The sequence below is a fragment of the Candidatus Tisiphia endosymbiont of Mystacides longicornis genome, from assembly GCF_964031095.1.
In the GTDB taxonomy this organism is placed as follows: Bacteria; Pseudomonadota; Alphaproteobacteria; order Rickettsiales; family Rickettsiaceae; genus Tisiphia.
The window spans coordinates 350,902-372,516 of the sequence record NZ_OZ035004.1; the positions used below are offsets into that span (position 1 = coordinate 350,902).

The window sequence follows — 21,615 nt, forward strand, 5'->3', positions numbered from 1 at the left end:
ACCTAAGGAAATAGTAGTTGAAAAGACGTCTATTAGCGAGTCCTAGTTAGGTGGCGTGGCAATTGTAAGAATCCTTATATTTATTCTAATTCTTCAATTTGCTCTTTAGTTAACCCAGTAGATTGAGATATTATCTCAATCGATATTCCAGCTTTCTGAAGATTTCTTGCCACTTCGAAATTTCTTCTAGCTTTGCCTCTAGCTTCGCCTCTAGCTTCACCTCTAGCTTCACCTAGCTGGATACCTCTAGCTTCACCTTCTTCGATATATTTTTGTGCAATAGTTCTCATAATAACACCTTGTTCTTCTTCTGATAAATATTTGGTTAGTACTTCCTCCAATATCTGATTGCTTTTCCTCAGGAAGCTTAGCATCAGTGTACCATAAAAATGATTTTATGTAAATATAGCCTTTTTCCTTATCTACTAATATCTCTAATTTAAATCTCTGCAGAAATTCTTCCCAAAGCTTTATCATATCTCGTTGATGAATATGCTTGAACATATATTCTAACATCCCAATATGCTTCTTCTTCATTATTTCATCATCAGACATGCTTTGTAAATCAACCAATTGATAATCTTCTGTCATCACTTTCTTGGCTATAACTGCATCGGTAAATAAACTCCATAAATTCCTAGGGGCAGTATAAACTTCTTTACCATTATAAATTACTAAATTATATACTAATGGTAATTTCTTTCTTCCTTTTTTATGCCTTTCACACAATAATAATGTGTATTTCCATAATCGTAGAGCTGTCCAATAATCAACGCCCGACTGAGCCTCAATCAACACATACACAAAAGCCTTACCCTGATTCTTGGTCGCAACTCCATACACTATATCACTATATTTTTTGTTTAACGATTCCTCTATGTAGCTTTCTTTTTCTACTGTTATCTTTGATAAATCTACTAAACTCTTAAAATCATTAGGCAAATAATATTCCAAAAATTCTTGAGCTGCCACAGGATCAGCCATTATTGTTTTGACTAATGAATCATGCTTTAACTTTTTTGTCATAAAAGAATATTAAATTGATAAAACTACATATATCTCTATCAGATTTTGACTTATGCTAGGTAAGTCTACTATACCAAAATTTCTGAAATCATATAATTATCCTCTACAGCAACTAACCGAGCTTTAATAATTTGCCCAACGTCAAAATTACCTTGCAACTTTACCGGAATAAAATTTTCTGTATGAGCTATGTTATTTTGCTCTACAAGTAATTCCACTTCATGCCCTATATTCCTTTGGAAAAATTGTTGTAATTGCTGCTTCCCTGTTACCCTTAAAATTTCTGCTCTAGCTTTTCTAACAGACTTTGCTACTTGCGGCATTCTGGCAGCTGGAGTTTCCTCACGCTCAGAATACGGGAAAACATGTAAATATTGCAAATCCGCCTCAGAGATAAGTTTTCTTGTATTCTCAAACATTACCTCATTTTCCGTCGGGAAACCAGCTATAATGTCTGCCCCGAATGATACATTTGCTCTTAAGTTACGCAATTTATGACAAAAATCAATAACATTTTGACGATTATGGCGACGTTTCATACGCTTAAGTATCATGTCATCACCAGCTTGTAAACTAATATGAAAATGCGGCATAATTTGTGGAGCATAAGCCATCAAATCAAACAAATCATCATCGATTTCAGCTACATCAATGGAAGATAATCTAAGCCTTTTTAGCTCCGGAACCAACCCTATAATCCTTCTAATCATCTGGGCAAAAGTTGGAGCTCCTGGTAAATCTGGTCCATATGCCGTAACGTCAACCCCGGTAAATACTACTTCATTATACCCATTAGCTACTAATGTCCTTAACTGCTGTACTATCACTCCCATTGGGACTGAGCGACTATTGCCTCTAGCATAAGGTATAATGCAGAAGGTACAACGATGATTACAACCATTCTGTACTTGAATAAAAGCCCGAGATTTGCCATCAAAGCTAGCCACCAGATGATTAGCAGTTTCCGTCACAGACATTATATCATTTACTGCTACTTTTTCGTCAGTAAATTGATAATTGCTAGCAATCAATTTTTCCTCATTACCAAGTACTTTGTCGACCTCAACCATATTAGCAAAAATATCTGGGTTATTTTGAGCAGCACAACCAGTAACAATAATTCTTGCATTAGGGTTATTTTTCTTAGCTTTACGAATTGCTTGACGTGATTGTTTTACAGCTTCCTTAGTGACATAACAAGTATTAAACACCATGACATTTTCTAAACCAGAAAGAGCTAGGTTAGTTCTAATCACTTCACTTTCATAAATATTTAATCGACAACCAAAAGTTACAACCTTTTGAGTTAAGACTTCTTGTGGTTTAGTCATAAAAAAACTCTCCACGTACCACTAAAGCAGCAGAACCAAGCATTATGATATTCTCCCCTTGTTTTGACATTTGTAGACTACCTAATTGAAATACCACTTGACAAGGAGAGCTAACAAAGCCAAGCTTTACTGCTGAAGCAAAGCTAGCACATGCCCCACTACCACAAGCAAGAGTTAAACCAACTCCTCTTTCCCAAACCGATAAATAAATTTTATTATCCTTGATTGAAGCAAAATTAACGTTAACCCCATCAGTAAACAACTCTTTTGCTTGTAATTTCTCTCCAATTATTTCTTTATCTTTAGTAGCTAAATCACTAAAAATAATAAAATGTGGATTGCCAATATCAGCACAAATAACTTCCTTGATATCAATCATATAACGTTCCATAATTGGCCAAATCTTTTCGGCTGAAGGCATCCAATCTTCCTCAAAACTAACTATCCCAGTATTTACCTCGATCTCGTTGTCACTTAATATCTTACAAGACAATTCTTTTCCGTATATTCTTAAAGTAACTTCTGTTATACCGAAATCAAGATATAACAATTTGGTAAGACATCTTGAAGCATTCCCACATAATTTGGCACTTGAGCCATTCTGGTTATATACAGCCATTTCATAGTAATTAGCTTTTTGATCGTAAATAATAAACTGATCACAACCAATACCAGTACGACGATTGGAGATATTTAGCGATAATTGCTGTAAATCACAATTTATAGGTAAATCACGCTGATTGATAATCACAAAATCATTACCTAATCCATGCATTTTAGCAAAATTGATTTTTTTAAACACGAGAATATCTTTAGATTATACAATAAGTCTATTATACTAAATATATATAAAAATATGTAGTAAATAAATAGACCTCTTGCATAACTGTTGGTAAATGGTTATATTTTTTGTCTGTACTTGATTAGTATTACTGTCATTGCACTCCAATCGTCATTGCGAGGAGACATAGGTCGACGAAGCAATCCACCTTCTAGCGTCATTGCGAGCGAACGTAAGTGAGCGTGGCAATCCATGAAGTGATTAGATTAGAAATGAATTGCTTCGTTGCACCACCAAAGTGGCTCCTCGCAATGACGGTTGGGGTGCATATGCGTCATTACGAGACCATGTAATGGTCGAAGCAATCCATTTTACAACACCTTTCTGGATTGCTTCGTTGGCTCATGCATCCTCGCAATGACAACGTAATACTAAGCTATACTCTTTAAACTAATAAACAAGTGATAAAATGACCTTTAACTCAAGCAAACTTAACAATGGACTAACTGTTGTTACTTACCATATGCCTAATATAAAATCCGTAGCTATTAATCTCATTGTTAATGTAGGTAGCCGCTATGAACAATATTCAGAAATAGGGATATCTCATTTTCTTGAACATATGGCATTTAAAGGAACAACAACTAGAACTGCTAAGCAAATTGCTGAAGAATTTGACTCTATAGGAGGGCAGTTTAATGCTTACACCGGTCATGAACAGACTGTTTATTACTCAAAAATATTGAGTGAGAATTGTTATACGGCTCTAGAAATATTGGCAGATATCTTGCAAAATTCAGTTTTTTCAGAAGAAGAAATAGCCAAAGAATATCAGGTGATTTTACAAGAAATTGCTTGTGTACAGGATAATCCCGATGAGCTTATTCACGAAAAATTTTACAGTAGTGCTTATGCAAATCAAGCTCTTGGTCGGTCAATTTTAGGAACTTATGACAGTTTAGCAAAATTTGATAAGGAACATTTTAGCAGTTATATTGATAAACATTATAATGCCGGAAATATTTACTTATCAGTGGCAGGAAATGTTGAGCATCAACAAATTGTAGAATTTGCCGAAAAATTATTTTGTTCATTAAAAGATAAACCAAATAATCATTTTGAAAAAGCTAGATACACGGGGGGGCATAGTGTTATTACCAAAGAACTTGAACAAACTACCTTGGTTCTGGGATTCGAAAGTGTACCCTATTTTAACATACAGCAATTATATCATACTCAAGCTCTGTCACTAATACTTGGTAACGGTATGTCATCAAGATTATTTCAACAAATCAGAGAAAAGCTTGGACTTGCCTACTCAATTGGTAGCTATAATAGCTCACACTATGATAGTGGGATTTTTGGCATATATGTTTCCACTAGTCATGATAAACTGCCATTTCTTGCAGAACAATTAGTCAATGAAATTAACAATATTTCTGTAGAGATCAAAGATTCAGAAATTGATCGGGCTAAAATACAATTAAAAACTAGTATCCATATATCCCAAGAAGATTCATCTTATAAGTCAGAAGAAATTGGTAAGAATTTTGCTGTTTTTGGCAAATATTTACCTATTGAGGACACTATTGAATATATTATGAATATAACAAACCGAGATATCATAAATATTGCTAACAAAATATTTGCTAGCAAACCTACTTTATCTATCATTGGACCTAATCCACTTGCCATAGATTATCAAAAATTATCTAATGATCTGGCTCTATGAAATCGGTGCTATTAACTAGAAGTTCAGAAGATAATTACGACATTATTCAAGAGTTGCAGCGTAATCATCAATGTAGCTTTAACTATATATGCTGTCCTTTATTGGAATATCAAACTTTGCCATTAGATGGTACCCTTTTATATGATTATCCTAATATCATTATCACTAGTAAATTTGCTGCTAAAATTCTAGCTGGACACCAAAATATCGAAAAGAAGAATATGTGGATAGTCGGTAATTCATCAAAATTAATTCTAGAACAAAATAATTTTATAGTGCAATATGTTGCTAGCAATGTACAAGAGCTGCTAGAAAACATTCCACCAGAAATATATCACCAAACCGTATATTTGTCGTCAAATGAAATCACCCAAGATTTACCTCAAGCGATTAAAAGACACATTATCTATCAGGTAAAATATGCAACTAAGCTGCAGCACATAGCAGAAATTGAAAAGGGCATCAATTTTATTCTACTATATTCACAGAACTGCACTAAGACTTTTATTGAATTATTAGTAAAAAATAATTTGCTAGAATCCTTAGCCAATAGTTTAGTTATTACTATAAGTAAAAAAGTAGCAAATATTATTAGCTCTTTTACTAAAAATGTGGTTTATTGTGATAATGGACAACCTCAGCAAATGTTAGAATTATTAATTTATAATGCCCAAAATAATGCAAAAATCAGAAACTAATATAATAAAAGTCCGTAGAAACAACTCTATTATTTTTACAATTATTTTGGTTGTATTATTTGCCATATCGGTAACTTATATGACTTTTTTAAATAATAAAAAGACGGATTCTAAGTTATCTAATAACGCAACAATACAAGAAACAACCATACAAGAAATCCCCCCATCTTCAGATACTACCAATTTAGAGGAGAATGCACCTCAGGAAGATAATAGTTTAAATCAAGATAATTCTTCTGTAAGTACCCCCCACCAACCAGAACAATCTAAAGCCCCTTCCAATGTTTACAGTAATTATTTACTTAGCATCAATCTTCTGGTAAAGAATTTTCTGCAAGATAAAGATTATACAGAGCAACTTTATCAAATTGAAACTATGGAGTTACCTGCAAAAATAAAAAATATTTTGATAGATATGCACTATTATAATAAAAATTATTTACTTGATAATAATTTAGGTTTAGTAAGGGTATTTCCAAAAACCGATTGCTGGATCAAGCAATTTATCAAAATTGAAGAAAAATCTAGTAGCCTCAAAGATAAAGAAAAGCTGAAATTAAAAATAATAGGAAACCTAGATTATTTTATTAATTTCTTTTATTCAGAAGAACTACAACAAGAAAATTACAACAAGAATTCGTAGAGTAAACTAATGATAAGATTATTGATAATTTGTATTACATTTTTGTTGTTATATTTTAGTTTTTCTATGTTAAATCAACTTGACTCAAGATTAACTTTAAACTTATATGACTATTATATAGAAACAACATTTTTTACTTTCGTTATTTTATATATATTACTTACACTTTCTACTGCTATTTCTTTTAAAATATTATGTTTAATTATTAATCTACCTACTAATTTAAAAGCTCTTTTCTTTGCTAAAAGAGCCAATAACGATAATTACTTACTAATGAAAGCTATGGCAGAATACGTTTCTGGTGAAAAATTAAAATCAGCAGTAACGAGCCAAAAAATATCTTACCGTTTAAGCCAGGAAAATAAGGTGTTTCATACTTTACTTTTAGCAGAATCAGAACTAGATATTTCAGTAAAAATAAAATATTTTCAGGAATTAGAACAATCTAAATATTATATTCCTTTTGTTACCAAAAGACTCGCACAAATACATTATCAGAATAATATGTATGACATAGCTGAGAATTATGCTGTTAGATCGTTTAACCTAAATGAATCTGATAGTGAAACTTTAGAAATTTTACTTAATTGTTATGCCAAACTTTCTCTATGGACAAAATTTGTTTTTGTGGTATCTAAACTTAGCAGAGTTGACGGACAGAAACTAGAGTCGCTTAAAAACAAAATAGCTGATTATTATGTTATAGCTGCTAAAAATATGTTAGAGACTAACCAAACAAAAGAGGCGATATATTATTTAGAATCAGCTATTAAACTTATAGCTTCCCATATTGAAGCACTAAATCTTTATCTATCTTTAAACTCCTCTAAATGGAGTAATAAGAATCTTGAGTTATTACAAACTGCCTTCACAGCAAGCCCATCTTTTGAAATTGTAGAATTATATAAGAAATTTTCTACCAATGACTCGTCGGAAATTTATGACGATCTAGCAAATTTAGTCGATCCTAAAAAATATTTAGGATTATTTTTGGCGATAGCTGCTTATTTAGATTTACCAGAAAAGGTTGAAAGTCTTAGAGATGAGCCTGAACTATTATGATCTCCACTATAGTCAATTGATGAGAAGTTGGTGACGTCGTCGCTCAATGCTCGCCTATTACTTATCATAGTACCATACAATTTTTATTCTATAAGTATTAAGCAGCATAAAAACGTCATTGCGAGGAGGCGTGAGCCTACGAAGCAATCCATATAGTCTTGATGTATCTATACTATAGTCAATTCAGGAGGATTTGGTGCTAGGAGAGATGGAGCGACGCCTATAAGTAATAGGCGAGCAACGAGTGACGACGTCACCAACTTCTCCTGAATTGACTATAATTCTCATGGATTGCTTCGTCGCTACTAAAGTAGCTCCTCGCAATGACGCTTAGCAGTAAGCTTTTTTACTCATCATAAGGAAATAAATAAAAAATTGTAGGGTACTATGACTACATGGTCTCGCTAATAGCGGAAAAGCTACCTAAAACCAGCTCTAGCTTATAACTTTTAACAGTTGTGGTCTATGCACTCCATCGCTCCTGCTACCTGATTCTCCTGAATTGACTATACCAGTTCTATTATTTTTAATCCAAAGAATTAATAGACACATCAAATGCCATAGAGACTAAATTTGCTAACTTTTCCTCTTGATCTAAAATCTCAGGTAATATTTTCCAATATGATAGAGTTATCAACTTATTTGAGTTATTATATGTAAATGGTTCGGAGACAAAAGATTTTAAATCTCCAACCACTTTGTTATCCATTTTAAAGTACAACTCGTTTCTTGCAACTATTCCTATTATTATTCCGTCTTTATATATACCATAACTACCAAACATTGCACGAGTAGTGATTTGACCAAAAGGGGCTAGTATATCTTTAATATATTCAATAAATTCATTACTTTTCATAATTAACCTATAGGTTGATTTGTACGAAAAACCACCATAAGGGTTACTTATTTTTGCAGAGTGACTATTTAAAACTTTCCAGTTGAACCAAATCCACCAGAACCTCTAAGAGTTTCATCTAACGAATCCACCTCGTCCCATAATATCTGCTCATATTTAGAAATAACCATCTGAGCAATCTTCATGCCACGCTCAATTACAAAATCTTCTTTAGCATGATTAACTAAAATTACTTTTATTTCACCACGATAGTCGGCATCAATTGTACCAGGTGCATTAAGTACGGTAATGCCGTGTTTTAGTGCTAAACCTGATCTTGGTCTGATTTGAGCTTCTAAATGACTAGGCAATGCTATACAAATTCCTGTAGGTACTAACTCTACTTGTTGTGATTTTATAGTTATAGGCTCAATATTTGCTGCCATTAGATCCATACCACTACTATGCTGGGTAGCATAACCAGGCAAAATATCTACAGAATGTTCTAATTTTTTAACTTTAATGTTCATAAAGATGATATTTTTAAAATGATATTTAAGAATACCAAAGAATAAATTGTAGCAAAATCTGCATTATATGTCAATATTCATTATATTTTGATATCCTTTCTAATAAGACCTATTTAAAGTAAATTCTAATAAAGAAACTAAATGATCTTTATAAATATTTTGTATAGGGATTTGTTTTAATAAATTACTAGCTTCATTGTTAATCGCTGCTAAATAGTCAATAATTTGCTGCTTAATACAATGTTCTATCATCAATTCTCGTATTAGTTTAAACTCACTTTCAGTTCTATTATCTGCCTTAATCATTTCTTGAATTTTTAACTGCCACTGATCATCAAGCTTTTTATATAAGAAAATTAGTGGTAGAGTTATTTTCCCTTCTGAAAAATCATCGCCTATATTCTTACCAATATCACGACTATCCCCTAAATAGTCAAATAAATCATCAATGATTTGAAAAACATTGCCTAGAACTCTACCAAATTTTTGTAAAATTTCACAAATTTCATTAGATTGACCAGAAATAATTGCTCCTGCTTCACAAGATACGCCAAATAATTCTGCCGTTTTTGCCATAATTATTTCATTATATTCTGTTTCGTCAATAATTCTCCGCTGATTCAATTTCACCAATTGCGAAACCTCTCCTTCTGATATAATTGCTGAAGCTCTTGATAAAGATTTCATGGCTTTAATAGATTTTGTATCTACCATTAGCTGAAATGATTGGCTAAATAAAAAATCCCCAACTAGAATACTAGCCTTGCTATCCCAGATAACATTAGCAGTAGGTTTGGATCTTCTCATGGTACTCTCATCTACTACATCGTCATGCAATAAAGTTGCCGCATGAATAAACTCTACAGCCCCAGCAAGCTTTATATTATCTTCCCCTACATAACCAAACATTTTGCTAGTTAAAATTGTTAGTAATGGTCTGATTCTTTTGCCACCAAATTCCAGCAAATATTTACCTATTACGTTAACCAGCTCCTCTTTGGTAGCTAAGCGGGTTATAATAAGCTTATTTAATGCAGAAAGTTCTGGGCTTAAGTCTTTATGTATTATTTTTATAGTATCCAATTTACGTCTCTATTTTTTATTTTATGATTTCCGTACGCTCGTTCCTATCATTCCCCCTTCTCCTTGCCATTCTTAGCAACGGCGGGAATCTGGATACCTGATTTCGCAGGTATGGCACTAAGCCAAGCAGGGAGTCAATTTACTATGGCGTAACGCTATTCGGATCATTATAGACTTCCTGCCAAAAATCACTATCAATCTCCAAAAAAGGTTGAATCATTAATTGTTTTAATAATTTTTGATGTTCATTGAAATCAGGCACTAGCTCTTGTATTCTTTTTGTTATACTATAGTCAATTGATAAGGAGTTGGTGACGTCGTCACTCATCGCTCGTCTATTACTTATAGGCGTCGCTCCATCGCTCCTAGCACCAACTCCTCCTGAATTGACTATATCACCAACCCGTATTTTTTCCGAGGCTTTTTTGTATAATGCTAGATAATATAATGGTAAAAATTTATCAAGATCGACAGTGCCTATTTTTCCTTTTTCTATATTATTGGAATCTAATTTATACTCAAAACTTATGTCCCCTGAGTTAGAGTCAGGATGATCTGATACGGTTTTTAGAAAATAATTAATTCCCTCTTTGTATACAATACGACTATCTTCAGAAAATGTTTTAAATCTACCTAAATTTAATAAATAATTGGTGATAATATCAGTTACCTTTAAATAATTATTAACAACCAAGAGTCCATTAATATCAAAATTGCCAAATGAATTTAGCTTGCATTCACTTGACAAGCGGAATCCAGTATTATTAGAAAATAAACTAAGGTTATGTATTTGAGCTCTCATTACATCGTTTATTCTAGCAAAAAAATTTACATCTAAATCAAAAATATATTGATGATTTTCTAATTCAGTTAAATTGAATTTATCTTTATTATTGTTAACATACTCTAACTCTTCCATTAACGATAAATTGTTAGGCAATGCTGATATATACGGCAATAAATACTGGATAGAATTTAATATATTATCGGAAAATCCTGATTTCAAATCAATTGTTGATTCAACCTTCAAATGGCTAGCACGATGACTTTCTTCCTCTTTATTTTGATATAACAAACTAGTCAAAGAGTCTTGGACATTGCTTGAAAATTTGCTGGATATCATTTTTATTGCTAAATCGTTAACAAATTCACTATATATAGATTTATTTGTTTTTATATAAAACTTACCTTCAAAACTAAAAGGCATTGGCCAAGCAAATCTATATAATAAAAGACCAGCTGGCACCCTCCTGTTGATAAGATTACTTTCTAAGATGTTTGTTGAATAACTAATATTTAATTTTTGCGGTACATTATTTTTAAAATCTTCTAGATCAGTATAATATTTTTTCTTTTCCAGTGAGAATGAAATAGCTGTATGATCTTCATCATATAGTTTTTGCTGATCAATTAAATCAAAGATTTTGGTTTTGTCAGATCTTAATTCCAATTCTTTAACAAAATTGATAATTTCAAACGGATCTTTTTTTTGTATAAAAATCTTAAATAACTTTAAGCTCAAGGGAATTTTTGCTGTAAAAGAATAATTATCACTTTCGAATTTTGCCCCAAATCCTGATTGAATAGGTTTATAACGACCCGTTGCGTTACCAGAATAGGTAATGAAGCAAACTTGTTTTAGTAAGTCATAACCTATATAAATCGGAGTATGAAATTCAATTATACTATTCTCCCCCTCTTCATACCAGCCAATTACTTGAAAGGCAATTTTAAATGGAAAGCCATAGCTGGTAATTTTATTAAACTTAACGAAATATTTTTGTTCATTATCTACCGTATTAGTAGCGATATAACGATTACTATATTGCTGATTGATCTTACCAGCTATAGAACTAATAATTAAGAACCATGAAACAGTATAAATCAAAAGGGTTGCAGCAATTATCACTGATATATATATTAATGTTTTTCGCATGCTAATTACATAATTTTACATATTCACGGTTTAACTGCACTATATCCCAAAACCATAAAATAACTATCATAATAAACATTATTAGTAAATAAACTACTATTGAATCACATGTGGCAGTAGGCACTATTATGAATATAAAAGACTGAATAAAAGCTCCTAGAGACTTACCAAATTTGGTACTAATAACCTCAGCAGCAGCTTTACCTTTTGTTCGAAGTTCTAATGATAAAGGAATATATGCCATTTCCTTTGTTGAATCAAATAACGAATATTTAGTTGATTTACTTAAAATATTTTGTATCCCTCCAATAATTACAGCAGCATAAATTGGATTAAAGTCTTTAATACCACAACCTATATCTTCTGAGAAAATAACAAAAATGAAAAACATTAAACCAGTCATCGAAAACATCAAAGGTGTTAATAATGCTGAAACTAACCAAGTAAATTTCCTAATCACATTACTGCCAACTACCATAAAAGTCACGCAGGAAATTCCCATCCAAATATTAAACCTGCCCATAAAGTTTATATAATCTAACGTATTGGGATTAAGTTCTCTTACTTTAGCTTTCCACGGACCTTCCACTATATTAGTTAGTGCTCCATAACAAATTATCAATAAAGCAATGCGTCCAACATATTTTGAGCTAATAATTAGCCTGATACTATCCAGAAGTGGTAAAGAGGTTTTTGCCTGTATTTGAGTTACTTTAAAATCAGCCATTAATCCCTTATCATGCAAAATCAGATAATTAATTAACCTAAATAACAACATTGAAATTATACCGGCAAATACTATTATAGACATAATTGGTTGTAACATTAGTTCTGAATTATATTGTAAATCTTCATCTATTATCATTTGGGTATCTGATATCTCTTGTACATTTGAGAAAGCTACTAATACATTACCAGCTACAATTAAGCCAACATTGCCTACCATTCCTAAAATTGGATAAAAACGTTTTGCATTATTTGTATCAAAAATATTATTAGCAAATTGCCAGAACATTAGGTTAATAATTACGGCACTCCATAATTCTGCACAAACATACATGATAGCGTAACTCCACTTACCCATTATCTTGATAAACCACCGAAAATTAGGATACAAAGATACTAAATGTTCTATCTGCTCAGTATTTGGATGATAAAACTCCTGATTAGGATAAATGACATAGGCAAATATCAGAAAAAACAACAAAAAGCTTGAAATTATTATATAAAAAATATATTCAAAACGGATGTGATTACTGAGCTTTACATATAATATAGCGAATAATATAGAAGATGGCAAAACAAGCCAAAGTTTTAAAAAGCTGATAACCTCCGCTCCCATTGATGGCACAACTAATCCGTCTTTAACAGACCTCAGAGCCCCAAAATTAAAAAGAACACAGAGCATCATTAATGCCATAGGTAGAAAAAGTTTCAACTCCTCCCTCTCTATTGGCCAAATGATTTCCTGTATTTTAGAAAAAATATTTTTGAATGGTAACATTATTATTACACAAAGAATTACCTAAAGATAGAGGCTATATTTCATATATGGTCAAGCTGCACTAGCACTTTTAAAGCTCTATGATAATAAAGTCAATGAAAATTAGCATATTTCTCTATTAACAAAATTAGTTACGTGACAAAATTATATAGTTTTTTCAAGCTTTCGTGTGAGCATCACTACAATTATATCATGAATTTCGTTTGCACTAAGATCTGCAGCGTTTATTTTTACTATTCTATCTGGAAATTTATCTGATATATATTGAAATTTATCATAGACTTTTTGATGAAATTCAATATTCTTACTTTCAAATTTATTATTATTACCCCTTGCCCACGCCCTTGCTAAAGCAATATTTGGCTCTATATCAATAAAAAAAGTAATATCAGGCATTACAGGTGATATTAGAGATTTATGAAGTTCATACACTAAATCAGTACCTACCTCTTGCCCTTGATAACAAGCCGTAGAATCCACAAACCTATCACAAATAACTGAGACCCCAGAATTGAGTTTAGGAATAATCCTTTTATGAACATGTTCGTAACGTGCCGCCATAACTTGCAGCAATTCTGACATAGGTAATAAATCTTGATAAACTAAAATGTCACGCATTTTCTCAGCTGCAATAGTTCCGCCCACTTCATGTGTTAAATCTGCCCGGATATTTTGTGATAATAAATACTGGTGTAGCATATCACTCTGGGTAGATTTACCACACCCTTCCCCACCTTCAAACGTAATAAATTTACCGTTTTTAATTGACATAACTACCACTATTCATTTCATGTAACCTTGAAATAGTTCTCTTAAATTCATTACTACGCAAACCATTCTGATATATTTTTATGGGTTCATCTTGTAAAGTCATAAATAGTACAACCTTATAAAAATAAGCATTATCAACAAAATTTATAAACCTAACAGCTAAATCGGTATTATCAGAACTTATTATACGAATATTTTCTACTATTATAATAGAAAATTTTTGACAAATATCTACATAATCAACATAACCTAATTCTCTTACAAATAGCTCTTCAAAATCTGTTACTAATATTTTTTCGCTAGCCATTTTAAAAGATATTTTCCGTCCGAAAACAGCAATATCCTTAGGAACTAGCTGGTTATTATTATTTAACTTGCCAATAAGTTGCTGTATCTCGAATTTATTATGTTCATTAATTGGATATATTATGCGTCTGCTAGCCGTTTGCATAATTTTATCTAATCGATAATCATGATCACTATCTAAGTACATGACCTCAAACCTTTGATAAATCTCTTTAATTATTGGCAAAAAAGAATTTCTTTGTAAACCATCTTTATACAAATCTTCTGGTTTGGTATTACTGGTAATGAAGATAAATACCTTACATTTTATCAGTTCAAGAAGTAGCGGTCCTATTATCATAGCATCAGCTATATCTTTAATTTCAAACTCGTCGATACATATTACTGCTGCTTGTTTTGCATAATTTGTCGCAATGCTTTTTATAATATTATTTTTAGACTTTGATTTGTCTTGTAACTGATAAATATCTTTATGTACCGATTGCATCAAATTCTGGTAATGGATCATTAATTTCTTAATTTGCAATATTTGAAAAAAATGTTGCATTAATACAGTTTTGCCATTACCTACATTACCATATAAATAGATACCTTGTTTTGCTAATAAATTACCATTAAAGAATTTCAAAAATGACTTATCTTCAATTTGCTTAGCAAAATTCTTAATTCTACCTAGCAGAAATAACTGCTTTTTATCAAATTTTAATTCAGACAATCGATTACATTTTTGTTAAGGTTTATTCTTTTTTTAACGCTTCTATTTCCTTAATAGTTAGTTTTGTATATTTAACTATTTTTTCTATTGGCTCATTATCAGCTAACATTTCTTTCGCCATGGCTATAGTACTTTCTTTAATACCTATAGCTTTTCCTCTAGCTTCCCCTATAGCTTCACCTATAGCTTCGCCTATAGCTTTTCCTTTAGCTTCAGCATCTGCAATTTGTTGCTGTTCTACCGCTAAATTATCAAAATAGGCTTTTGTTCTTTCCTCATAGGTGTTAAGCTCCGCTTCTGACCAGCTTGCTTGGTCTACTGCCTCAAAGGCTCTCCTAATAATTTTATCCTTACCTATTAACTGCTCTATTTCGGCTAATGTTAATGTACTATCTCCTGCATGTTTGAAAAAATACATCCACTTTTCCTCTGTAGTCTCTAGATTAGAGATAATTTTATTAAATTTCTTGAGTTCTAAAAAAACAAAGTAAAAATCTTTTAAATCATTGGCGTAGCTTTCTGTATCTAAAAGACGATGCTCTGACTTCCAATGTTTTTTATCGTCAAACATCACAAAATCTGCTATTGCTAAAAATATTACTCCTTTTAATTTAGCGTATACTGCCAACTTTTTATGGTTTTCATCCTCTTTGAGTATTTGCCTAGAATATGCTTTAGCCGCATAATACTGGGCTCTTTTCTCAAATCCTGGATGCTTACTTATCTGCATCTCTACGATGAATTGATTACCATGTTGATCTTTACATAACACATCAACTATAGACTTTCTGTAAATAGCAATATCAGGGTCTTGGATAGTTGGTAAAAACGTCACCTCAATTATTTTTTCATTTCCTTTACATTTGAGAATATCATTTAAAAAATGAACAAGTATATCCTTGTTCTTTTCAGTGCCAAAAATTTGGCGAAAACAAAAATCATTTTTAGGGTCAAGAAATTTTGATAAAAACATATAATACAACCTCTTAATTCTATATTGATAACTAATGCTATTTTATCATCTTCTCCACTAAAAATCTTGCAATAAATTAAACTTCACCCATATATTTTTCGAATTTATTTTTCTCGTTTTGATATTTATCTGCATCCGGTAGGGCTGGTTTCTTAACCGTAATATTTGACCATTTACTGGAAAAAAACTTAGCTCTCTCTATCCAGTCAATCAGCTGTTCTGATTCTGGCTTAATAGCTTTAACCGGACACTCACTCTCACATACTCCACAATCAATACATTCGTCGGGATTAATTACCAACATTAACTCCCCTTCATAAAAGCAATCGACAGGGCATACTTCTACGCAATCAGTATATTTACATTTTACGCACTCATCGGTAACAACATAAGTCATAAATTGTCATACTCCTTGAATTTAGCAATTAACATGCAAGATCTCAAACCCAATACTAATAGAAAATATAGTATAGCACTTATAAACATTAGCACTAAGGGTAATAACATAGAATTATCGATAGTCGGACTACCTAGCCTTAAAACGCTTGCTGGCTGATGTAAACTATACCAAATATTTACCGAAAATTTTACTATGGGAACATTGATAAAGCCAATTAAAGCAATCACCGAGGCTGGTTTTTCAGTACGGCTTATCCTATCACCACTATTCACCACCACGATATAGCTTAAATATAGTAAGAATAATACGAACATTGAGGTAAGTCTAGCATCCCAAACCCACCAAGTTCCCCAAATAGGCTTTCCCCATAATGCCCCTGTTACTATACTAATCATACAGAAAACTGCCCCAATAGGAGCACCTGCTACTGCCATTAAGAAGGACATTTTAGTTTTCCACACTAGGTTAGACAAACTACAAATAGCTATAAATGTATAAATACCTAGTGCCATCCAAGAAGCTGGTACATGAACATACATAATCCTAACCATATCACCTTGTTGGTAATCTGGTGGCGATACTATCAAAGCTTGGTATAACCCCAACCCCATTACTACTAACATTGCAACTAGCAATAATGGTAACATGGTTCGTACTAGCTTACTAAAAAAATAAGGATTTAATAATTTAAACATAAACATCCTAATTATGATTTTGTAGGGTATCATAGGACACAAGTGCCATTGCGTGAAGTCACTTTATAGTCAATTGAGGAGAAGTTGGTGACGTCGTCGCTCAATGCTCGCCTATTACTTATAGGCGTCGCTCCATCGCTCCTGCTACCCAATCCTCCTGAATTGACTATAGTGGTAACAAAACAATGGCAAGATATAATATATGACATGTAAATGCCATGCGTAAGATGAGTTATTCATTAACTTTTACTTTCGTTCTCTTTATCTTGAAAATGTGATATAAGGTCTATTGTCACTAACCTTTACTCTAAACATAATTTTGCTAAAGATAAATAATCTTGTGGTGATAAATTTTCAGATCGACAAAAATTATCAATTTTTAATTTTGCTAACAAATCTTCTATACACGAGGTTAGTGTCTTTAAAGATGATTTAATCATTTTACGTCGCTTGCCAAAGGCTAGTCTAGTTATTAACTCAACTTTTTCAATTAGTTCAGCTGTTAATGCATTATTGTTATAAGGTACGAGTTTAACTATAGCCGAGTGGACTTTTGGTGCCGGATAGAAAGCTTGCGGATTAACATCAAAGCATTTTTCAACAGAACAAAGTAACTGACATATTACTGATAATCTTCCGTAGGATTTTGTTCCAACTTTACCACATATTCGGTCTACAACCTCCTTTTGCAGCATTAAAGTCATACTATTTATTAATGGTAATTTTTTTAACCATTTTATGACTAACTCTGTGCCTATTTGGTAAGGTAAATTTGAAATAATAGTTATTTTATCATGAGTTAAGCTTGATAGATCAAATTTAGTAGCATCCGAATGAACAATGTGCAAATTAGGGAACAGTTCTCTTATTTCCATAAGTAAAGGTATACATCTAACGTCAGTTTCAATAACAGTTAAAGATTTAGGGTTGCAGGCAAGAATAGCTCTAGTGAGTCCGGCTGTACCAGGACCAATTTCTAAGACCAAATCATTTTCTTGCAACCCACTAACTCGAACTATTTTATCACATAGGCTACTATCAAAAATGAAATTTTGACCATATTTCTTAATAGGAGCAATACCATGTTTGCTAGCATGCTTTGCAATTGAAGGTAAAGCACTCAAATTATTTGAGTGTATCACAAAGGTAGCATTATTTTGATATATGCTTTTTTACGCATATCATCAAAGTATTTTTGTGCTTTTTGCGACATTTTCTTATTAGCTAACAAATTTACTACGTAATTATTTTCATCGCTAGTAACATTAATCATCTTTTTGTCGCACATTAAGATTAATTTAAATCCATCTTGCATCTCGAAAACATTACTTTTTTCTCCTGTATTTAAATCTCTGAGAATTGTTTGCAGCGTAGAATCTAGAGTACTTAAATTTTGATTAATTACCTCTAATGTAGAGAAATCTTTGTATAAAGATTCTTTGATATCAGAACAATTTTTAAGACGTTTTTGCAAACAGTACATCTTCTGCAAAGTTTTATCATCTTTATCTTGTGAAGTAAAAAGCTGTGCTGATATTTCTGCATCTTTTGAATTTGTCGCTAATATTATATCATTAACTTCTTTTGCACTAATAGCAACTGATCTTGAAATACTAGATAAAATGTTCGTTTTGATAATTCCGGCACCTATCTGAAATTTAAAATTATTAATATCTACAGATTTACTCTTCAAGAACTTTATTAAATGCCCTTTTGGCATTTTATTACGTTGCTCGATGGTTTCTATAGACTCATTTATCTCACTATCAGAACTTTTTTTACCGTTTACAGATTGATAAAGTAATACATCATCAATCATGCTGTTAATTGCCATCTTATCAAGTTGCTTATTTGTTTGAGAATCAGGATTAGGAATATTGTTAAGTGCCATGATCATGTGTTTTCTAGCTAGAAATTCATGTAAGGTAATTGGCTCATTATTAACTAATGCAACTATATTGGATAACTCTGCTTTTGCTATAGTTATGTTAAAAATGATGGCAACTAAACAAAATAACTTTTTCATATTTAACTTCTTCATAATTTTAGGCTCACATATTTAATATTTTTAGACCTACAGAAATAGTAGGGACGGCAAAAGTCTTTTTTATCCCCCTGCTATTATCTCCCATATAATTGTCTGAAAGTTTTCCTGCTATTTTAACACACTCATTCAAGTATGTCACCTGGATACTCTTAGAAAGAATATATATTTTATTTTTTGCCCAGTCTACCCTCATATCATAGGCAACTGACCAATTTTCTGCTAATTGATAAGTGAAGTTATAGTAAAGTTGTCTTACTTTATTATCAATTAATTCATTGGTAGAATAATATTTCTGTATATTAGAAATTTGTGCTAATCCAACAGTTAACTGAATTGCCTTAGAGTTAAGGGTGCCACCTAATTCATCTCTAATTGGCTGAAAATTCTTGCTTTTTCTAAATCTATAGAACAGCTCTATTGTATCAGAAAAATTACTAGAAATTCTGCCAACATTTTCAACATTATCAATAGATTTGTTATTAATAAGATTATTACTATAGGTCTGTCCTAGGAATAAACTAGAATAATTTTGCTCTGAAAGTATAGAAGAATTAATACCATAACTTAATCTATTGCCAAATTCATGATAATCTATACCACTATAGCGATTCGAACTGAATATATTATTTTCTGATAGTTCATATTTTGACGGATCGATAAAAGAAAATTTCTTATTAGAATTATTTTTACGTCCAATAGTTGCTGATATAATTGGTTCAACAAATAGACTAGCTTTATCAAAGATTGAGCCAGCTAATGGATAGTGCCAAGTAGTTTGAATTTCTGGTATATTTCTAGCAAGAACCTTGTTAGCCCTAGAATTATTTGGATATAGGTGATTAATAAAATATACATCTGATCTATTCCGTAAGGTAACATTAAATAAATGACCAGATGAAGTTAGGAAATTGTTATCTACTGCCAATTGCAATGCAGCTTGCCCTAGTTCTCTACCACTTCTTTCTTTATAGATTAGTGCATTATTCTCAATAACTATGCTAGTAGTTTCATCGTCATTTAAAGGTATGACATTCTTGGTTCTAACCTTAGGAAAAATTAATGGACTGGTGCTACTAGAATCATTTGTTCCCAATCCTTCAAAATACATCCCTTCCGTTAATAAGTAATTGTAATTATTGACATGTTCTAAATATAACTTGGAAGTCAAATATGGAGTATAATTATTATAATAATTTTTTAAGTAAGCTTTATCAGAAGTACGTTGCAACCTAAATCCATATCGATAATCGTTTTTGGTGAAATCACCATTGCTTAATATATAATATGAATTTACCTTAGTGTTTTTTATCGTTATCGCACCATTCTTTAAGGAGTAGGGTACTTTGCCATAATTAGCCTCTAAAGATATATAATCGCTTTTGTTTGGTTTGTAACGAGCTTCTAGTTCAAAAATTGTATATTTTTCCCAAAAAATCCTAGGGGTTAGAGTAAAATCTAGATTAGGTTTAGCTCTATAATATAATGGTATCCTTAAAGAGCTATCCTGTATTCCAGGCATCAATATTCCTGATTTTGCAGGAGCCTTAGGTGTTGGATGAGAAAAATAGGGTGTATAGAAGATTGGAATACCATATACCTCAAAAAATAGATGCTTATAAACCATTATGTTCTTATTGAGATCTACTTCAGTATTTTTGGCAGAAATTTGCCAAATAGGTTTTTGGTTACATAGTATTTTACATGGAGTAAAGGTACTATTATGCAAACGAAAAACATCTTTATTGACTCTTTCCGCTAATTTTGACACTAAGAGATTATTATCACCAAGATATAAAATAAAATCTGAAATTATCCCCGCCTTTAGCTTATCTTTTAATACGACAAATTCTCCCAAAATAACTCTATTTTGTTGATCTGTAATTTTAACATCACCCTCAGCCCAGAGTGTATCTTGTTCTATATCGTAAATCAAAGAATTGGCTGTTAAAAAATAACTATCTAATATAATTTGAACATTACCTTTAGCATAAATAAATTGTTCCTTTTGGTTATATTCGATATAATCTGTTGACAAAAAGCTAAACTGTTTATTTATTCCTTGCTGTTTAGCTTGTGCCGAACTACCAATTGGTAATAAAATAATAATTTTAATAGTAATAATCAATAAATTGCAGAAAATTCGCATTTAGAATAATTTTTGAAGTAAGATGGTAAATATATCATGTATACATCAAATTTGATATATTTATATAGCTAACCAGATTAGTATTACTCCACTATAGTCAATTGATGAGAAGTTGGTGATGTTGTTGCTCATCGCTCCTGCTACCCAATTCTCCTGAATTGACTACACTCTTATCCTTAGATAATTTTAGTATATACTAATTATGATATGCACTAAGTATTTTATGAAAAATATTTTTATTATTTTTATTGACTCATCTTACGCATGGCGTTTAAAAGTCATATAAAAAATAGCTTGGCGTCATTGCGAGAAGCTACTTTAGTAGCGACGAAGCAATCTAATGAATGTGGATTGCTTCACCACTACGTGGTCTCGCAATGACGGAAAAGCTATCTAAAACC

General features: G+C 31.7%; 23 protein-coding genes. 4 read left to right on the top strand and 19 right to left on the bottom strand.

What is annotated here, in order from left to right; translation table 11 throughout:
* Positions 1–80 precede the first annotated feature (80 nt).
* From ACQH6S_RS01890 to dapF, 4 genes are all read right to left on the bottom strand, one after another.
* On the bottom strand, positions 81–290 hold the full coding sequence (locus ACQH6S_RS01890) for a hypothetical protein (RefSeq protein WP_425364647.1): 210 nt from the start codon (positions 288–290) through the stop codon (positions 81–83).
* Positions 253–1,026 carry an Rpn family recombination-promoting nuclease/putative transposase gene (locus ACQH6S_RS01895; RefSeq protein ID WP_425364648.1) on the bottom strand — a complete coding sequence of 258 codons (774 nt, stop codon included), beginning with the start codon at positions 1,024–1,026 and terminating at the stop codon, positions 253–255. Before ACQH6S_RS01895 ends, ACQH6S_RS01890 begins: the two co-directional genes overlap by 38 nt.
* 68 nt (positions 1,027–1,094) lie before the next feature.
* Entirely contained in the window at positions 1,095–2,357 is a 1,263-nt protein-coding gene (gene mtaB / locus ACQH6S_RS01900; protein WP_425360831.1) for a tRNA (N(6)-L-threonylcarbamoyladenosine(37)-C(2))-methylthiotransferase MtaB, read from the bottom strand.
* A complete protein-coding gene (gene dapF, locus ACQH6S_RS01905; RefSeq protein WP_425360832.1) occupies positions 2,350–3,159 on the bottom strand; it encodes a diaminopimelate epimerase in 810 nt (269 codons plus the stop codon). Before dapF ends, mtaB begins: the two co-directional genes overlap by 8 nt.
* Positions 3,160–3,607: 448 nt before the next feature.
* Between dapF and ACQH6S_RS01910 the strand changes: the two genes are divergently transcribed.
* From ACQH6S_RS01910 to ACQH6S_RS01925, 4 genes are all read left to right on the top strand, one after another.
* Positions 3,608–4,870, top strand: a complete 1,263-nt coding sequence (locus ACQH6S_RS01910; protein WP_425360833.1) for a M16 family metallopeptidase — start codon at positions 3,608–3,610, stop codon at positions 4,868–4,870.
* A complete protein-coding gene (locus ACQH6S_RS01915; protein WP_425360834.1) occupies positions 4,867–5,568 on the top strand; it encodes a uroporphyrinogen-III synthase in 702 nt (233 codons plus the stop codon). Before ACQH6S_RS01910 ends, ACQH6S_RS01915 begins: the two co-directional genes overlap by 4 nt.
* A gap of 79 nt (positions 5,569–5,647) precedes the next feature.
* The gene (locus ACQH6S_RS01920) at positions 5,648–6,211 is read left to right on the top strand and encodes a hypothetical protein (RefSeq protein WP_425362166.1); all 564 of its coding nucleotides are present in this window, start codon (positions 5,648–5,650) and stop codon (positions 6,209–6,211) included.
* Between the two features lie 9 nt (positions 6,212–6,220).
* A complete protein-coding gene (locus ACQH6S_RS01925; protein ID WP_425360835.1) occupies positions 6,221–7,273 on the top strand; it encodes a heme biosynthesis HemY N-terminal domain-containing protein in 1,053 nt (350 codons plus the stop codon).
* Here ACQH6S_RS01925 and ACQH6S_RS01930 read toward each other — a convergent pair.
* From ACQH6S_RS01930 to ACQH6S_RS02000, 15 genes are all read right to left on the bottom strand, one after another.
* Positions 7,216–7,353, bottom strand: coding sequence for a hypothetical protein (locus ACQH6S_RS01930; protein WP_157905654.1), 138 nt, complete (start codon positions 7,351–7,353; stop codon positions 7,216–7,218). The genes ACQH6S_RS01925 and ACQH6S_RS01930 overlap by 58 nt on opposite strands.
* Positions 7,354–7,799: 446 nt before the next feature.
* Positions 7,800–8,129 carry a TfoX/Sxy family protein gene (locus tag ACQH6S_RS01935; RefSeq protein ID WP_094649197.1) on the bottom strand — a complete coding sequence of 110 codons (330 nt, stop codon included), beginning with the start codon at positions 8,127–8,129 and terminating at the stop codon, positions 7,800–7,802.
* 68 nt (positions 8,130–8,197) lie between these two features.
* Positions 8,198–8,647, bottom strand: a complete 450-nt coding sequence (gene dut, locus ACQH6S_RS01940) for a dUTP diphosphatase (protein WP_410520914.1) — start codon at positions 8,645–8,647, stop codon at positions 8,198–8,200.
* 90 nt (positions 8,648–8,737) lie between these two features.
* Positions 8,738–9,721, bottom strand: coding sequence for a polyprenyl synthetase family protein (locus ACQH6S_RS01945; protein ID WP_425360837.1), 984 nt, complete (start codon positions 9,719–9,721; stop codon positions 8,738–8,740).
* Positions 9,722–9,863: 142 nt separating this feature from the next.
* Entirely contained in the window at positions 9,864–11,657 is a 1,794-nt protein-coding gene (locus ACQH6S_RS01950) for a hypothetical protein (protein WP_425360838.1), read from the bottom strand.
* Position 11,658: 1 nt separating this feature from the next.
* Positions 11,659–13,161 carry an Npt1/Npt2 family nucleotide transporter gene (locus ACQH6S_RS01955; protein WP_425364649.1) on the bottom strand — a complete coding sequence of 501 codons (1,503 nt, stop codon included), beginning with the start codon at positions 13,159–13,161 and terminating at the stop codon, positions 11,659–11,661.
* A 144-nt stretch (positions 13,162–13,305) separates the two neighbouring features.
* The gene (tmk, locus tag ACQH6S_RS01960) at positions 13,306–13,932 is read right to left on the bottom strand and encodes a dTMP kinase (RefSeq protein WP_425360839.1); all 627 of its coding nucleotides are present in this window, start codon (positions 13,930–13,932) and stop codon (positions 13,306–13,308) included.
* Positions 13,922–14,953 (bottom strand): cell division protein ZapE, encoded by a 1,032-nt coding sequence (zapE, locus tag ACQH6S_RS01965; protein WP_425360840.1) that lies wholly within the window; start codon positions 14,951–14,953, stop codon positions 13,922–13,924. The genes tmk and zapE overlap by 11 nt, the downstream gene beginning before the upstream one ends.
* A gap of 22 nt (positions 14,954–14,975) precedes the next feature.
* Positions 14,976–15,926, bottom strand: a complete 951-nt coding sequence (locus ACQH6S_RS01970) for an Rpn family recombination-promoting nuclease/putative transposase (RefSeq protein WP_425364650.1) — start codon at positions 15,924–15,926, stop codon at positions 14,976–14,978.
* A gap of 76 nt (positions 15,927–16,002) precedes the next feature.
* Positions 16,003–16,323 (bottom strand): ferredoxin FdxA, encoded by a 321-nt coding sequence (gene fdxA, locus ACQH6S_RS01975; protein ID WP_094649188.1) that lies wholly within the window; start codon positions 16,321–16,323, stop codon positions 16,003–16,005.
* Positions 16,320–17,021 (bottom strand): heme ABC transporter permease, encoded by a 702-nt coding sequence (locus ACQH6S_RS01980; RefSeq protein ID WP_341749345.1) that lies wholly within the window; start codon positions 17,019–17,021, stop codon positions 16,320–16,322. The genes fdxA and ACQH6S_RS01980 overlap by 4 nt, the downstream gene beginning before the upstream one ends.
* Before the next feature lie 29 nt (positions 17,022–17,050).
* Positions 17,051–17,230: a palindromic element RPE2 domain-containing protein gene (locus tag ACQH6S_RS01985; RefSeq protein WP_425360842.1), complete on the bottom strand. Its 180-nt coding sequence runs from the start codon at positions 17,228–17,230 to the stop codon at positions 17,051–17,053.
* 93 nt (positions 17,231–17,323) lie between these two features.
* On the bottom strand, positions 17,324–18,145 hold the full coding sequence (gene rsmA, locus ACQH6S_RS01990) for a 16S rRNA (adenine(1518)-N(6)/adenine(1519)-N(6))-dimethyltransferase RsmA (RefSeq protein ID WP_425360873.1): 822 nt from the start codon (positions 18,143–18,145) through the stop codon (positions 17,324–17,326).
* A gap of 14 nt (positions 18,146–18,159) precedes the next feature.
* Positions 18,160–19,047 (bottom strand): SurA N-terminal domain-containing protein, encoded by an 888-nt coding sequence (locus tag ACQH6S_RS01995; RefSeq protein ID WP_425360843.1) that lies wholly within the window; start codon positions 19,045–19,047, stop codon positions 18,160–18,162.
* 25 nt (positions 19,048–19,072) lie between these two features.
* Positions 19,073–21,214 (bottom strand): LPS-assembly protein LptD, encoded by a 2,142-nt coding sequence (locus ACQH6S_RS02000; protein ID WP_425360844.1) that lies wholly within the window; start codon positions 21,212–21,214, stop codon positions 19,073–19,075.
* Positions 21,215–21,615 lie beyond the last annotated feature (401 nt).